Annotated in this window: 12 protein-coding genes; 5 read left to right on the top strand and 7 right to left on the bottom strand. The window is 43.7% G+C overall.

What is annotated here, in order from left to right; translation table 11 throughout:
* The first annotated feature begins 92 nt into the window (after positions 1 to 92).
* The 3 genes from mutS to GTQ43_RS09635 all read left to right on the top strand — a co-directional run bounded on the left by mutS (position 93) and on the right by GTQ43_RS09635 (position 4212).
* Positions 93 to 2708 carry a DNA mismatch repair protein MutS gene (gene mutS, locus GTQ43_RS09645; protein WP_265272402.1) on the top strand — a complete coding sequence of 872 codons (2616 nt, stop codon included), beginning with the start codon at positions 93 to 95 and terminating at the stop codon, positions 2706 to 2708.
* A 421-nt stretch (positions 2709 to 3129) separates the two neighbouring features.
* Positions 3130 to 3768 carry a Uma2 family endonuclease gene (locus GTQ43_RS09640; protein WP_265272401.1) on the top strand — a complete coding sequence of 213 codons (639 nt, stop codon included), beginning with the start codon at positions 3130 to 3132 and terminating at the stop codon, positions 3766 to 3768.
* 57 nt (positions 3769 to 3825) lie between these two features.
* A complete protein-coding gene (locus GTQ43_RS09635; RefSeq protein ID WP_265272400.1) occupies positions 3826 to 4212 on the top strand; it encodes a hypothetical protein in 387 nt (128 codons plus the stop codon).
* 44 nt (positions 4213 to 4256) lie between these two features.
* On the opposite strand, the gene GTQ43_RS09630 is transcribed toward GTQ43_RS09635, so the two are convergent.
* Entirely contained in the window at positions 4257 to 5510 is a 1254-nt protein-coding gene (locus GTQ43_RS09630) for a lipid-A-disaccharide synthase (RefSeq protein WP_265272399.1), read from the bottom strand.
* A gap of 210 nt (positions 5511 to 5720) precedes the next feature.
* On the opposite strand from GTQ43_RS09630, the gene GTQ43_RS09625 reads away from it, so the two are divergent.
* Positions 5721 to 6458, top strand: coding sequence for a Uma2 family endonuclease (locus tag GTQ43_RS09625; protein WP_265272398.1), 738 nt, complete (start codon positions 5721 to 5723; stop codon positions 6456 to 6458).
* A gap of 556 nt (positions 6459 to 7014) precedes the next feature.
* Here the strand turns inward: GTQ43_RS09625 and GTQ43_RS41435 are convergent.
* From GTQ43_RS41435 to GTQ43_RS09615, 4 genes are read right to left on the bottom strand one after another with little or no spacing between them, the layout of a single operon-like run.
* Positions 7015 to 7476, bottom strand: a complete 462-nt coding sequence (locus GTQ43_RS41435) for a tetratricopeptide repeat protein (RefSeq protein WP_414859115.1) — start codon at positions 7474 to 7476, stop codon at positions 7015 to 7017.
* Complete coding sequence (locus GTQ43_RS41430; RefSeq protein WP_321162439.1) at positions 7404 to 7886, bottom strand: tetratricopeptide repeat protein; 483 nt, start codon at positions 7884 to 7886, stop codon at positions 7404 to 7406. Before GTQ43_RS41430 ends, GTQ43_RS41435 begins: the two co-directional genes overlap by 73 nt.
* A 24-nt stretch (positions 7887 to 7910) precedes the next feature.
* Positions 7911 to 11411, bottom strand: a complete 3501-nt coding sequence (locus tag GTQ43_RS09620) for a tetratricopeptide repeat protein (RefSeq protein ID WP_321162438.1) — start codon at positions 11409 to 11411, stop codon at positions 7911 to 7913.
* Positions 11412 to 11738 (bottom strand): hypothetical protein, encoded by a 327-nt coding sequence (locus GTQ43_RS09615; protein ID WP_265272397.1) that lies wholly within the window; start codon positions 11736 to 11738, stop codon positions 11412 to 11414.
* 196 nt (positions 11739 to 11934) lie between these two features.
* On the opposite strand from GTQ43_RS09615, the gene GTQ43_RS09610 reads away from it, so the two are divergent.
* A complete protein-coding gene (locus tag GTQ43_RS09610; protein ID WP_265272396.1) occupies positions 11935 to 12519 on the top strand; it encodes an Npun_F5749 family FMN-dependent PPOX-type flavoprotein in 585 nt (194 codons plus the stop codon).
* Positions 12520 to 12969: 450 nt separating this feature from the next.
* Here the strand turns inward: GTQ43_RS09610 and cysE are convergent, their stop codons facing one another.
* Positions 12970 to 13734, bottom strand: coding sequence for a serine O-acetyltransferase (cysE, locus tag GTQ43_RS09605; RefSeq protein ID WP_265272395.1), 765 nt, complete (start codon positions 13732 to 13734; stop codon positions 12970 to 12972).
* Between the two features lie 151 nt (positions 13735 to 13885).
* A complete protein-coding gene (locus GTQ43_RS09600) occupies positions 13886 to 14377 on the bottom strand; it encodes a hypothetical protein (RefSeq protein WP_265272394.1) in 492 nt (163 codons plus the stop codon).
* Positions 14378 to 14727 lie beyond the last annotated feature (350 nt).

Below are 14727 nucleotides of genomic sequence, written 5' to 3'. Positions count from 1 at the left end.
AGGTAAAATATCCTTGAGCGATCGCAATTCATCTCGAACATCACGCTACCATTGGATATTGGGGAATTTCCGCGCCTAATTCAATAGCATCTATGACCGCTTCTCACTCTGAAACTCCATCTACCAAACCCGACGCAAGTACTTTTATTTCCGACCATCAACAGGTGGATCGCAGTAAGCTAAGTCAAATGTACTTGCACTATGTCGAGACGAAGGATAAGTATCCTCACGCGGTGTTGCTGTATCGAGTGGGAGATTTCTTTGAATGCTATTTCCAAGATGCCGTCAAACTAGCGCAAGAATTAGAATTAGTTCTTACTAGCAAGCAAGCTGGAGAACAGGGAAGAGTGGCGATGTCTGGTGTTCCGCATCACGCTTGGGAACGCTACACCACAATGCTAGTAGAGAAAGGCTATGCGGTGGTAATTTGCGACCAAGTGGAAGATGCTTCCGAAGCTGCTGGCAGATTGGTAAAGAGGGAAGTAACGCGCATTCTTACCCCCGGCACTTTGCTAGAAGAAGGAATGCTCAAATCCAGTCGCAATAATTACCTAGCAGCAGTGGTAATTGCCGCAAATCATTGGGGTTTAGCTTATGCAGACATCTCTACAGGGGAATTCCTGACAACTCAAGGTAGTGATTTAGAACATCTGACACAGGAATTAATGCGCTTGCAACCTTCTGAGGTGCTATTTCCCACAAATGCGCCTGATTTGGGTAGCTTGCTGCGTCCGGGAGAAACTTCGCCCCATCTACCGGAGTGTTTACCATCATCATTTTGTTATAGTTTGCGATCGCAAGTTCCCTTTTCCCAAGGCGAAGCTAGACCTAGATTATTGCAGAAATTTAAAGTGCGATCGCTCGAAGGACTTGGTTGCGACCATCTTCCCCTCGCCGTTCGTGCGGCTGGCGGTCTTTTAGAATATCTGGAAGATACCCAAAAAGAAAACCCAGTCCCCCTGCAAAGACTTCGTAGCTACACTGTCACTGACTACTTAATTGTTGATAGTCAAACCCGGCGTAACCTGGAAATTACCCAAACCGTCCGGGATGGGACTTTTCACGGTTCCCTACTCTGGTCATTAGATAGAACTAGTACAGCGATGGGTGGACGAGCTTTGCGGCGGTGGTTATTGCAACCACTACTTGATATTAAGGGCATTCGGGCACGTCTTGATACCATCCAAGAGTTGATGGAAAATACACCCCTGCGTCATGATTTGCGGCAGTTGTTACGCCAAATTTATGACCTAGAACGCCTCACGGGAAGGGCTGGTTCTGGTACAGCTAATGCTAGAGATTTAGTCGCTTTGGCAGATTCTCTCTCACGTTTACCAGAATTATCCCACTTAGTAACTGAGACGCGATCGCCATTCCTCAAAGCTTTGCAAAAAGTCCCAAGTGTGTTGGAAGAATTGGCACAAAAGTTACACGCCCATCTTGTGGAGTCACCACCCATATTAATTAAAGAAGGCGGATTGATTCGTCCTAGTGTAAATCCCCTATTGGATGAGAGGAAGGCAACTGTAGAACTTGACCAGCAATGGATTGCCAACTTGGAAGTTGATGAAAGAGCGAAGACGGGAATATCAACACTGAAGGTAGGATTTAACAAAACTTTTGGTTATTATATCAGTATTTCCCGCACCAAAGCTGACCAAGTACCCGCTAATTATATCCGCAAGCAAACCCTCACCAATGAGGAACGTTACATTACCCCAGATTTGAAGGAACGAGAAGCCCGGATTCTCACAGCACGGGATGATTTAAATCAGTTGGAATATGAGATTTTTACAGCCTTGCGGGAAGAAGTAGCGCAAGAGGCGGAAGTAATTCGGAATCTGTCTCGGGCTGTGGCGGCGGCTGATGTATTGTGTGGTTTGGCTGAGTTGGCGGTGCATCAAGGTTACTGTCGGCCAGAAATGTTACCAGAAAGGGAGATAAATATTGTTGATGGCCGTCATCCGGTGGTGGAACAGTCTTTACCTGCGGGGTTCTTTGTACCGAATTCTACGCAATTGGGAAGAGAGGAAACGAACCGCAGAGGCGCAGAGGACGCAGAGGAGCAGGAGAGGAGTTTTCCCTCTCCTGCTCCTGATTTAATTATTCTGACTGGGCCAAATGCCAGTGGCAAAAGTTGTTATTTGCGTCAGGTGGGATTAATTCAGTTAATGGCACAGATTGGGAGTTTTGTCCCAGCTAGGTTTGCTAGATTGGGAATATGCGATCGCATTTTCACCCGTGTCGGGGCAGTAGACGATCTGGCAACTGGTCAATCTACCTTCATGGTGGAAATGAATGAAACGGCGAATATTCTCAACCATGCCACATCTAGGTCGCTAGTATTGTTAGATGAAATTGGCCGGGGAACAGCAACTTTTGACGGTCTTTCCATCGCTTGGGCGGTGGCGGAATATATCGCAGTGGATATTCGGGCGCGAACAATTTTTGCTACTCACTACCATGAATTGAATGAACTAGCTAGCATTGTCCCGAATGTGGCTAATTATCAAGTAACAGTAAAAGAATTACCCGACCAAATTATCTTTTTGCACCAAGTCCAACCGGGAGGCGCTGATAAGTCTTACGGAATTGAGGCGGGAAGATTGGCAGGTTTACCAGCAGTGGTGATTCAACGAGCCAAACAAGTGATGAAGCAAATTGAGAAGCATAGTAAAATTGCGATCGGGCTGCAAAATCTGGAGTGATCTACTGTTGATTGACTAATTATTTGTCCGCATTGACAGCCTTTTGACGCAGTAAATGGCAATTTAGAATCAGCAGGATTTTAAACATTTATCGTCTGATAAGTCTGCTATAGATATATTAGAGGATATTTGGAAAGTCGTTAAGTATGCTATGAACCCTCTCCAAACCTCTCCCCGAAAGGCCAGGAGGTTTTGAAGGGAGCATCCCAATGCAGAAAGGGGTCAAGGGATTAAATCTTTGATGTTTCATATAATACTTTTCAAACATTCTCTGAGAGAAAGATAGGTATATAGCTGAAATCATGACAGAGATTTAGGACTTACGCAATAACTCTCTGAAACTCTTATTCCTTTGCGGTTCGTTTTTTCATTATTTTGCGTAAGTCCTAAGATTAAAGAAACTTTGGAGCAGTGATAGATAATGTTAGGTTTACTAGAAAAGTTTAGCCGCCTAGAACAATTAATGAGTCAGTCAGCATTAAATAATGTTGATTCCGATCAAATTTTATTGATGAATGGAATTAGCTGGGATATATATGAGACACTGTTACAAGGGTTTCCTAATAATTCTCATTATCGCTTGAAATATCTAGAAGGTACTTTATCAATAATGTCTCCTAGCCGTCGTCATGAGTTTAATAAAAAGATTATTGCTTTATTGCTAGAGGCTTATTTTTTAGAAATAGGGATTGATTTTTATCCTTTAGGCTCAACTACTTTTAGAAAACAAACAGCCGCCAGAGGAATAGAGCCAGATGAATGTTATTGTTTTGATTCTGAAAAACCTATTCCCGATCTTGCTATTGAGGTGGTTGTAACAAGTGGGGGAATTGATGACTTAATTATTTATCAAGGTTTAGGAGTACCAGAGGTTTGGTTTTGGCAGAATCATCAATTTTCATTATATTATCTGCGTAATGATAAATATGAGTCAATGTCAAAAAGTGAATTTTTACCAAATTTAGATTTAAATCTATTAGCAAATTTTGTTATGTCTGATGAGAAACCAAAAGAAATTATATTAAAGTTTCTTCAACATATCCGTAGAGGCAATTTATGAATTGTCCTACTGAAAAATGATAGCTAAAGTTGACCTTTTGCAAGACTCCCATAAGCCATGCTGACTGAAATTTTACCTTTTACCTTTGAGTTAGACACGATCGCGATCGCTGGAGCGAGTTTGTGGTCATTGGCGCTATATCTAGGTTTTTCCCGAGTTAATGAATGGGTAATTGAACAACTCAATCGTTGGTTTAACTTTGCCGAGCGATCGCTTTATACTAGCCAAACAGAGTTTGAAAAGACTCGTAAAGCCAGAGAATCCCAAAACGCTTTCTACGCCTCACTGTTTAGCATTGTCCCTTTTTTGGTAGTTGGCGCTTTATTGAACTGGGGTGTAGAACTCAGTTTAGGCCCCAGTTGGGGAATCAGCTTAGGTATACTTGCATGTATTAGTTGTGCCATTTTTGAACTAGGGCGACGCAACGGTGAATCTTCAGATTAGGTAAAAGCAATAAGGAAAATAACCAATCCCCTATGCCCAATTCCCTACTTCCCAATTTCCTCTTCAATAATCTGTGCAATCTTCTGCGCTGCACCGCTTTCGCCACGAACCCGACGTAGCTTGGCTCGAATTTCAGCCAATTTTTCTGGATGAGCCAAAAAATCTAATACTATTTCTGCAACTTCTGAAGCTTGGAGTTTGCCTACAAGTTCTGGTACGATTTCTTCCTGTGCCCAGATATTCGGCCATGCTAATAAACCTTTGCGTCTGAGGAATAGCCAATTAATTACTTTAGCAAAGCTGGAACCCACCCCTGGTAAATTCGCCAATAAACCCGGTAAGCCATCCCAAGAACGCATCGCATCTAATTGTTGTGTAGGCAGCACAACAATCATCGGCACTCCTAAAGCACCGAGTTCAGCAGTGTTTGCCCCTACTGTAGTAATGCAGATACAACACTGAGACAATAAGTTGTATGCAGGGTTTTCTTGTGATAACTCTACAATTAAACCTCTCTGTGTTTTCAGTGATGCGTTACTTTTGCCGTCCTCTGAAATAATTAGAGAAGCACCACTAAAATCAAAAGTTTCCACAAAAGGGTTTTTTTGGGAATCAGCAAAACTAGCCAAGGTTTGTAAATCCAAAGTTGGAGCAACAGGAATCACAAATTTAGTTTGAGGTCTGTTGGCGTGGATATGTTCAGCGATCGCTATCATTAAAGGTATCCCTTGGGTTAATTTTGCGGCTTTTGAACCCGGTAAAATACCAATTAAATCAGTGCTGAGTGAGGAGTTAGGATTTAAAAGTTGTCCTTGAGCTTCAAGCATCAAATCTCCCACAACGCTGAATTTGTGGGCATATTTTGGCGAAACCCGCGCCGCAACTTGAGGTTTCATAACTCCAAAGCGGTCAATTAAGTTATGCCATCTAGCTTGCCATTCGGCGTAAACAACTGTGCGATATCCGAGCTTTTTGCCAATGATGATAGGGAAAACTTGATCGCCACCGAGGAAAACAACTACACCGTGACTTCTCCAGTCCCAATTTTCAAATGTTTTACCCCAGAGTAAAAATTGCCAAAAATGTTCTGCTCCCTGTACTCGATCTACTTCTGGGAAAGAAAGGGCGATCGCACTTTCTTTACCAGTAGCATTTGGACAAGGCGATAAAATTACACTGATCCTGACTTGACTTCGGTCATCGCCGAATTTTTGCCGCAATGCCCTTACCACCGGACGCACCCAGGTTGTTACCTCACCAGGGCCATTTGATAGGATGAGAATGTCTACTTGAGTCATTAGTTAATAGTCAAGAGTTAGGGGTCATTAGTCAAGAGGGAAATATTACTTAATTCGTTCCTCAAGTTCAACAAACCCAACAACGCGCCCAATTATGAGCAGAAAGATTGCGATCGCTCGGCATAGATCCAGATTCTCTCATTTAAATTGCGATCGAGATTCATTTATAAAATAAAGATGTACTAATAACTGAGGAAGAGTAAATCCATCATGCTAAAGTACGATCCATTAGCTTGTTTGCCCTCATCTGAGGAACTGCCAGACTCTGACGATACCCCAGTGGATAACGAATTACAAAATATAATTCCAGGTTTACTCAAAGTTATCTTAGCGATGGTTTGGGCAGAACGCATGGATTGGTTTTTTGGTATAGATATGGGGATTTATCATGACCCAGATTTACCAGCGATCGTCCCAGATGGGTTTTTGAGTTTGGGCGTAGAGCGATTTTATGATGAAGGACTCCGCCCCAGTTATGTGCTTTGGGAAGAGAAGAAATTACCGATATTAGTGTTGGAGGTAGTATCTAAAACATACCGTGGTGAGTACTCGACCAAAAAAGCAGAGTATGCAAGATTGGGAATTTTGTATTATGTAGTTTACAACCCATTTCGTCGCCGTAAGCCACGTTTAGAAGTTTACAAATTAGTTAACAATACTTATGAATTACATGATGGTAATCCAGTTTGGTTGCCAGAAATAGGTTTAGGAATTGGCATCGAACGAGGAACTTATTTAGGCATACCACGGGAGTGGATGTATTGGTATAACCAACAAGGACAACGGTTTTTAACACCAGAAGAAAAGGAAAAACTTGCTGAACAAAAAGCTCACCAAGCAGAACAAAAAGCTCACCAAGCAGAACAAAAAGCTCACCAAGCAGAACAAAAAGCTCAATTATTAGCAGAACAGTTGCGATCGCTCGGCATAGATCCTGATTTAATCTAAGAGGATGTTTTAAAAGTTTTTTTATACGTCTAACCCTTGGAGATCCCCCTAAATCCCCCTTAAAAAGGGGGACTTTGATTGATTCCGGTTCCCCCCTTCTTAAGGGGGGTTAGGGGGGATCTATAAGTGCCTAAAATTACAGCCGACCACTTTTAAAACATCCTCTAAAAACATTCTGCTAGATTAACAAAGTTCACAACGAAGCTCTGAGGTTCATTAACGAAGCTCTGAGGTTCATTAATGGAGTTCAAAGACTCATTCACGAAGCTCCGAGGTTCATCAGCGAAGCTCAAAGGTTCATTAACGAAGCTCTGAGGTTCATCAGCGAAGCTCAAAGGTTCATTAACGAAGCTCTGAGGTTCATTAACGGAGTTCAAAGACTCATTCACGAAGCTCCGAGGTTCACGAATGAAGCTCAAAGGTTCATTAATGGAGTTCAAAAACTCATTCACGAGTATCAAAGACTCATTACAGCAATTTTCATTTATTTATAAAACACTCTCGCGTTCTTCTCTGCGCCTTTGCGCCTCTGCGTGAGACAAAAAACTTTCAGTAATTACGAATTACCCATTACCCTCTCAAGACTTGCACGCACACTTTCAGCATCCGGTGACTGCAATCGCTGCAAAATCTCTAAAGCTGGTTGCAAATAGGATATCGCTTTAGTGTGTTCACCCTGCTGTTCTGCCAAATGTCCTAACCACCACAGAGTCATTGCTTTACCTTGGACATTTCCAATGCGTTCATTTATTTCCAAAGACTGGTTGTAAAGTGCGATCGCTTCATCCACTTCCCCTTTGTTGGCGTAGATACCTGCCAATTGGTGCAACGTCGCCGCTTTGCTTCGGACATCACCAATGCGTTGAGTTATTTCCAAAGACTGATTGTAGAGTGCGATCGCTTCATCCACTTCCCCTTTGTTGGCGTAGAGATTTCCCCGATTGTTCAACGTCGCCGCTTTGCCTTGGTCATCACCAACGCCTTCAAATATTTCCAAAGACTGATTAAAAAGTGCGATCGCTTCATCGAGTTCCCGTTTTCGGCGTAGATACTTGCCAGATTCTGCAACGTCGTCGCTTTGTCTCGGACATTACCAATACGTTCAAATATTTCCAAAGACTGATTGTAGAGTGCGATCGCTTCATCTACATTCCCTTTATTAGCGTAGATATGCCCCAGATTGTGCAACGTCGCGGCTTTACCTGGGACATCACCAATGCGTTCTTTTATTTCCAAAGACTGATTTAAAAGTGCGATCGCTTCATCTACATTCCCTTTATTAGCGTAGATATGCCCCAGATTGTGCAACGTCGCGGCTTTACCTGGGACATCACCAATGCGTTCTTTTATTTCCAAAGACTGATTTAAAAGTGCGATCGCTTCATCCACTTCCCCTTTGTCGGCGTAGAGAATTCCCAGTTTGTGCAACGTCGCCGCTTTACCTTGGACATTTTACGAATTACGCATTATCCTATCAAGACTTGCACGCACACCTTCAGCGTGTGGTGACTGCAATCGCTGCAAAATCTCTAAAGCTGGTTGCAAATAGGATATCGCTTTAGTGTATTCACCCTGCTCTTCTGCCAAACCCCCTAACCACCACAGAGTCATTGCTTTGCCGCGGACATGATCAATGCGTTCTGTTATTTCCAAAGACTGATTGTAGAGTGCGATCGCTTCATCCACTTCCCCTTTGTTGGCGTAGATAACTCCCAGTTGGTACAAAGTCCCCGCTTTATGTTCGAGATTTCCAATGCGTTCATTTATTTCCAAAGACTGATTGTAGAGTGCGATCGCTTCATCCACTTCCCCTTTGTCGGCGTAGATAACTCCCAGATAGTACAATGTCATCGCTTTGCCTTGGACATTACCAATGCGTTCATCTATTTCCAAACACTGATTGTAGAGTGCGATCGCTTCATCCACTTGCCCTTTGTCGGCGTAGATAACTCCCAGATAGTACAATGTCATCGCTTTGCCTTGGACATTACCAATGCGTTCATCTATTTCCAAACACTGATTGTAGAGTGCGATCGCTTCATCCACTTGCCCTTTGTCGGCGTAGAGTATTCCTAGACAGCGCAACGTCGCCGCTTTGCGTTGGGCATTACCAATGCGTTCAAATATTTCCAAAGACTGATTGTAGAGTGCCATCGCTTCATCCACTTGCCCTTTGTCGGCGTAGAGTATTCCTAGACAGCGCAACGTCACCGCTTTGCCTTGGACATTACCAATGCGTTCACTTATTTCCAAAGACTGATTGTAGAGTGCGAGCGCTTCATCCACTTCCCCTTTGTTGGCGTAGATATTTCCCAGTTGGTTCAACGCCTCCGTTTTGCTTTGGACATCTCCAATGCGTTCAAATATTTCTAAAGACTGATTGCAGAGTGCGATCGCTTCATCCACTTCCCCTTTGTCATATTTCAGCATACCTAAATGATGATAAATTGATGCTAATTCTCTTTCGTCTTCTGCGGGACAAAGATTTAAAGCTTGTTGGTAATAGTTTAATGCTTGATCAACCTCACCCATTTGGTGTTCAGAATAAGCCATTTCTTTGAGAACACTATGATTTTTAGTAATTTCTAATGTTGATTTGCACAGATGTATTGCTTCCTGAAAACGGCTTTGATCCCCCAAGCGGTTCGCTAATGAATTACCTATTTTCGCCGCAATTTCTTCATCCTTCCCCAACAACGCCAAGCGATGAATTTCTAACTTTTGCGCCTCCGTAGAACTTTCCGCTTCCCACCACAAACGATACAAAATTTGTGCAGCTTGTTTATACAACTCTTCACCCTTGGGGTTTTCTGGAAACTCTAGCAACGGTGACAAAATCCGGGGAACACGATACAACCTCTCTGTGTTGTTGGTGACGGTAACTTCCAACAAACCCAAAATTTCAGCGCGTTGAATATGACTTTCCCAACTTGAGATATCCTCACAAATCGGGGAAATCGCAGCTTGAGGAACAGGTAACTCATACACCAACAACTTCCCCAGCATTTGACGCAAAGCTGGAGTTTGCTGCTTCAGCAATTCCTGTGCCAAAATATCCTCACGAAATTCCTTTTCCTTATCTGCCATCTTTTGCAGAATCATCTCAACTCCCCTCATATACCCCTCCTCGCTTGCGGGGAGGGGTGCCGTAGGCGGGGTGGGGTTCTGGGAATTTTGCAAAATCTTATCTAACCATTCCAACAGCCGAGGATTTCCATCTGCTGCTTGTTTGGCACGTTCGGGCAAATCTGGCTGAAATTGCCAACTGCCATTAAACGAATCCAGACGATTATACTTTTTAATTAAATCTGCCCCACCCAAAGCCCCCAGAGGTTCGCGGTACAGACGATGATTCAGTTCCGACAATGTGAAATTGTAGCGACAGGTAATAATTACCTTGTGGGGAAGTTGGGAATTTTGCATCGCCTTCAGCAACGCCAGCAGAACATCCACAACTTGTGGTTGCAAGACATAAACCCCATTTCGTAAATCCAAATTAGCCTCAAAGTCATCCAGCACAAAGGCAAAGCGCTGTTCTTTGGTATTCAGTCCTTCAGTGAAAAACTTGGTGAGGCGCTGCATCAAGGGTAACTTGCCATTGAGAATTTCATGCCCCCGTTCCGAGGTACATTGTTCAGCCAGGGTTTTGAGCAGTTTGTCTTCATCCAGTTGCCGAAAGTTCACCAGCCTGTGATAGCCAACCATCCTTTCCAGAAGTCGCGCCGTCACAGTACTCTTACCCACACCCCCCATTCCGTGAATTAGTACCCCTAATGAAGTGCGAATCGCTTTGAGACAACGTTGCAAAGTCCGCCGTCTCCCAACAAACTCAGAGGGTTTCGCCACCCGCACCATTTGGGTATCGGGATCTAAAAACTGTTGGTATGCAGGTTCCGACGCAGAGGGTGGCACATCTCCCGACACTTCCACCAACGCACCCGGACATTCACCCTGGACATATAACCGCAACAAATGCCAGTCACGCACATTCTGTTTAAACAACTGCTGGTAAGTGCTAGCGAGGGCTTCAGCTAATTGATATCCCGCAGCCAATTTTCCGTAGAGGTGCGCGGCGGCGGCTGTAGCTGTCCGATCTTCCACAGGCCGCCCCCAACTTAAAACCGCCCTAGCCCCTTGTGCAATAAGTGCCTCAGCCATTGAAGGGACAGCGCCTTTATCTGGTGCTTGTCCAGTCCGACACCCAGATAAAAACACCAACTTGGGAAAGCGAAACCGGAAGACTTCAGCCAGTTCTGCGGCTGTGGTTTCGTGGCGTTCTCCAATTTCTGTCTCAGTGATAAAGTAAGGCGTGTAAGGTGCTTCATCTTTAATAGAGGCGTGTCCTGTGAGGTGAAACACATCAAAGTCATCAAGATAGCGACTCCACACCTTACCCAACTCGCTAACGCAACCGCTTTCTTCCACCCGCAAATCTACAGCAAAATCTCGCGTATCAGCCAGAATTCTCGCTTCTTCCTGTTCAAACTCTAACTTTGGTTGCACATCTTCCGGGTCGGTTGCCATAAACAATACTCGCAATTGTCGTGCTTCCACAGCAAACGCTTCCGTTTCTTTCTCAATCCAGCGCAGAGGTAACACCACCGGATTAACCCGCTTCACCAAAAAATCCTCACCATCATGCAGCACTTCCCAAGGTAGATGTGCCAATTTTTGATCTGTATCAATGGCAATTACCAACCCCTCACCGCGACAGTTAGCAATTCCCCGACTCAACCACCGTCCATCCCCATCCAACCAAAAAAATAACTGCTTCCCGATTCCTGATAAATTGGGCAGCAGTTTATAGTAATCTCGTTCACCTTGCTTGAGGAAATCAGCGATTTCTGCCAATTTCAGGCGACGTGATTCATAGTGCTTTAATTGAGGTAGCCAATACCTGAGTTCAACTGTTTCCTGCGTACTTTCCCGAAGTTGAATGCGGATAGTTTGCACTTATTTGCTGATAGATTTGAGGATTTCCGTGATTTCCTCTATAGTAGCGTCTTCGAGTAAAATCCTGTTTCCAGTATCAGGGTCAAGAATTACCACATCAAATTGCTTCCCTGGATGAGATTTATGCCATTCTTGATACCATTTGCGGATTTGTTCAGCTAAAGCCGCAGCACCGCCGACAATACCGATAATAGTAGCAACAGCCGCCAAAGTTCCCTCTTTTTGCGTCGGAACTTCATAGCTTCCCGATATTCCAGGAATTTCTAGCAAAGCCTCGGCTGCTACTGGTGCGCCTTCACCCTCAATACCGACTTGAATTCCTGCCATTAAATCACCTACGAATTTATCCAAGATTCTGTATATTATCCGTTAAGGTTCACGCAAAGACGCAGAGAGGATTGCAAAATTATTTACTTAGTGTTGTACCAATTGTCTAAAATAAGACAACAGACCCAAACCTGGAAATCCAGATTGAATCTAACTTTCTTCATTTTTAATTTTTAATTTTCAATTTTTAATTGATATGTCTCTTGCTCCTTGGCGAGGTGCGATCGCTCATGCACTCCATCGCAACCGCAACCTTGTTTATGCCCGTTACCTGCAACTAGCAACGGTGCAGCCCAATGGTCGCCCCGCTAATCGTACCCTAGTCTTTCGTGGCTTTCTCGAAGATACAAACCAGCTAAAATTTATCACTGATACTCGTAGTGCTAAAGCCGACCAGATACAGCAACAACCTTGGGCAGAAGTTTGCTGGTACTTCCCCAACACACGAGAACAATTCCGCATCGCTGGCTGTTTAACCCTAATAAGCGGTGATAATTTTCACCAAGATTTACAACCAGCCCGGATTGTAATGTGGCAAGAACTGAGTGATGCTGCACGTTTACAGTTTGCTTGGCCCCATCCTGGTAAACCCAGAGTTGAAACCCCAGAAGCTTTTGCACCACCAGCACCCGACCCCGTGCAGCCATTGCCGAATTTTTGTCTACTGCTACTCGACCCAGCGCAAGTAGACCATTTAGAATTACGCGGCGAACCCCAAAATCGAAGGTTTTACTGCCGTAATGACCAGCAAGAGTGGTCTAGTGAAGCGATTAATCCGTGATTTAGTCAAGAGTCAAAATGATTGACCCTAGTGAGTGTTTTCAAAGTCTTAGATCCCCCTAAATCCCCCTTAAAAAAGGGGGACTTTAAGAGATTCTTAGCCCCCTTTTTTAAGGCAGGGCTGATTCATTCCATTTCAAACAGGATTTGTCAAAGATGGTTAGCGAGAAAATTGTAAGTGAGAGTGACGAGAAGATGAACTTTTAAGCACTTAAACAACAGTAAAATTGTTCATTTTCTTGGCACGCTGGTAACAAAATAATCAATTTTAAATCGCTAGAACCCTTGATATTTAGCGCTCTTTAGGGAATGAATCGGCCCTGCTTAAAAAAGGGGGACTTTAAGAGATTCTTAGCCCCCCTTTTTTAAGGGGGGTTGGGGGGATCTAAAAAATTATGAGGCTAAACGAGTAGTTTGAAAACACGCCCTAGCCCTTAAGCTTTGAGTTTAACTAAATGCCAGCACCATCTAAGAATTGCTGGATGGTCTTATCTTTGAGATTACACCAGCGAGAATCATGGGTTAGCTCATCTTCTTTGGTGAGTAAACAACCCACCAAAACAGGAGTTTTTTCAGAAGAATGTGGGCGCTGAAGATTTTGTATTTGTTCTTCCAGCGCTTCAATCCTGTCTACTAAAGCCCGAATCACTTCGGCTTCCGAATCTGGTAAGTTATTGTGTTCAAGAGGTGCAACCCGTACTCCAGAACGATATATAATCCGCCCAGGTACGCCTACTACAGTACAGTCTGAAGGTACATCCCTTAGTACAACAGACCCAGCACCAATACGGACATTATTACCAATTTCGATATTACCTAGTACTTTCGCTCCAGCCCCGACTACGACATTTTCGCCCACAGTTGGATGGCGCTTACCACATTCTTTACCAGTACCCCCAAGAGTGACACCTTGATAAATTAGAGCATAGTTTCCCACGATCGCAGTTTCACCAATTACTACACCCATCCCGTGGTCAATAAACACACTTTGCCCAATTGCTGCACCAGGGTGGATTTCAATTCCAGTCAAAAACCGAGCCAAGTGAGAAATCAGCCGAGGAATAAAGGGAAGACCGACAGTATACAGCCAGTGAGCCAGCCTATGGAATAGCAGGGCTTGCAAACCAGGGTAACAAAATAAAACTTCCAACCAGTTACGGGCAGCTGGGTCACGTTCAAATATGATACGAAAGTCAGCACGCAGTATAGATAGCACGAGATAGCACCCTCGGAAAGCACAACAAGCTACTCTCCCATATTATCCTCTCAGGTGTTACACGTAAAATTGGAATGGGGCATTGGGCATTGGGGAAGAAACTTGTTAAATAATTCCTCCTTGTCTCCCTTGTCTCCCTCATCTCCCCACTTCACCGCTGCTCCACTGTCAGAGTGTAATCGCGCTTGACCCCAGGATTAAATGTACCTACCCAAATCCGATATGTACCACTTTTCCAGTTGCGATCGCTAACGCTAGCATCTTTGCTTTTGCCAGTGTCGTCGCCGCAACGAATTGTCTTTTCATCTGGCCCTTGGATAAGTAAAGTAGTATCGTTGTTGCTACTATCGACTTGGATTGTTAACTGGGAAAAGTCTTTTTCCAAAACCATAATATGATCTGGTTTAGGATCGGCAAACCCGATACAGGTTTTTTGATCGCGATCGCGGTTACTTATGGCAGACAATGAGTAAGAACCACCTGTAAACCCCTGCACTGTTCCTTGTGCTGGATTAAAATTTGCTGATAAGTTGAAAGTACCAAAGTTCGCTGTCTGTGCGATTACAGGGCTAGCTGCGATCGTAGCAAGTATTGCCAACAACCAGGCGCTGCTAAACTGAAGTCGGGGGCGACAGTATTTCATAGTAGCCCTCCAACAGGCTGTTAAATTCAAGTAATGATATATACATATTCTAATTAAGAAATTCCAGTAAAATTTCAGTTGGTTGTGCCACATTAAAATGTGCCACAATATAAGATTTTGAAATCAAACAGCTAATTGCTAGGTTGTTTATTGATATAAACAGCAGTTACAATTTTCCAACTGATGATTTGGATGTGATTACCTCTGTTGGAAACAGAGTTTGGGAAACTTACGATTAACCTTTGAAAGCTTGAATACTACCAAAATTGTTAGTGTGTAAGTTTAAATTTAAATATACTTATTAGATATCTCCGAAAAAGAATGTAAAGACGTGAATTTTCTTGTCTCTA

Source organism: Nostoc sp. KVJ3 (assembly GCF_026127265.1).
In the GTDB taxonomy this organism is placed as follows: Bacteria; Cyanobacteriota; Cyanobacteriia; order Cyanobacteriales; family Nostocaceae; genus Nostoc.
This window is presented reverse-complemented; position numbering and strand designations above follow the sequence as displayed.